General features: G+C 58.3%; 1 protein-coding gene. It reads right to left on the bottom strand.

Annotated features, from left to right (window positions below; all coding sequences use genetic code 11):
* On the bottom strand, positions 1 to 1,700 hold a 1,700-nt coding region (locus tag B156_RS31850; protein ID WP_425423316.1), incomplete at its 3' end, for a cadherin-like beta sandwich domain-containing protein.
* Positions 1,701 to 1,779: the final 79 nt, after the last annotated feature.

The raw sequence follows: 1,779 nt of genomic DNA on the forward strand, positions 1-1,779 counted from the left end.
GAGACGCTGGCCGTGTTGCTGGTCGGCAGTTGGGTAATGGTGCCCGGCCCCGAGAAGCTGTAGCTGTAGGGACGGTCCGGCGATCCGGGGGTGCCGCCCGATACGGTGGCCAACAGGGTGGTGGTGCCCGTAGTCAGGATCGTGGTCGGGCTCGCCGAGAGGGTGAGCGTCAGGGGGCTAACGTCCGGTGGGCAAAAGGACAACCCAAGATCGGTAGCGGCATACACCGTCGTGCTGGTGGCATACACCCCAAGCACATAATTATTCCCCCCCAATCCATTGGCGGTGGTGTAGTTGGTAAAGCTGATGCCCCCATCGGTGGAGATCGACAACCCACCAAACGTAGCGGCATAGACCGTGCTGCCCACCGCATACACCCCCTGCACATTATTACCACCCAAGCCGTTGGCCTGAGTTCGGTTGGCGAAGGTGTTGCCCCCATCGAGGGAAATCGACAACCCACCACCAAAGGTAGCGGCATAGACCGTGCTGCCCACCGCATANGCCTGAGTTCGGTTGGCGAAGGTGTTGCCCCCATCGAGGGAAATCGACAACCCACCACCAAAGGTAGCGGCATAGACCGTGCTGCCCACCGCATATACCCCATTCAATTGGTTATCACCCAATCCATTGGCGATGGTTTTGTTGGAGAAGGTGTTGCCCCCATCGGCAGAGATCGACAACCCCCGATTGGTAGCGGCATACACCGTCGTGCCCACCGCATACACTCCATTCACATTATTACTAACCAATCCACTATTGGCGGTAGTTCGGTTGGTAAAGCTGCTACCCCCATCGGCAGAAATTGACAACCCATTACCGGTAGCGGCATACACCGTCTGATTCATCGCATACACCCCAAACACCTGATTACTACCCAATCCATTGGCGGTGGTTTTGTTAACGAAGCTGGTGCCCCCATCGAGGGAAATCGACAACCCACCACCGGTACCACCCACGGTAGCCGCATAGACCGTCTGATTCATCGCATACACCCCTCTCACAACATTACCACCCAGTCCATTGGCCCTGGTTTTATTGGTGAAGGAGCTGCCCCCATCGAGGGAAATCGACAACCCACCCTGGGTAGCGGCATACACCGTCTGACCCACCGCATACACCCCATTCACAAAATTATCCCCCAATCCATTGTCCGTGGTTTTGTTGGTGTAGGTGCTGCAGGCGGGACCGGGAGCCACCGCAGCCTCCCGCGTTACGTTCACCGAGTAGGTTTTCCGGGTGGTGCCATCGGGGGCGGTGACCACCACCGGAATGGTATTCTGGCCCACACTCAGGGACAGCGGCCCCGAGGCTGAGCCGCTGCTGACGGGGCTGCCGTTGACCTGCACCGTAGCAGTATTGTCGCTCAGGGTTGGGGTGAGGGTGATGCTGGTGGTGGCATTCTCGACACTCACCGTATACGTAGTGGTGGCGGGGGCAAAGGCGGGCGAGAGGAAGCCCGCGCTGGGCGTCAGGCTGCTCAGGTCCGCGTTGCTCGACAGAGGTGGGCAGAAAGACAACCCACCGTTGGTAGCGGCATAGACCCTCGTGCCGGTGGCATACACCCCTTCCACAAAATTATTACCCAATCCATTGGCGGTGGTGTAGTTGGTGAAGGTGTTTCCCCCATCGAGGGAAATCGACAACCCATTAGTGGTAGCGGCATAGACCGTGCTGCCCACCGCATAAACCCCATACACGAGATTATCCCCCAATCCACTGGCGGTGGTTTTGTTGGTAAAGCTGGTGCCCCCATCGAGAGAAATCGACAACCCACCC

This window comes from Spirosoma luteum DSM 19990, assembly GCF_000374065.1.
Taxonomy (GTDB): Bacteria; Bacteroidota; Bacteroidia; order Cytophagales; family Spirosomataceae; genus Spirosoma; species Spirosoma luteum.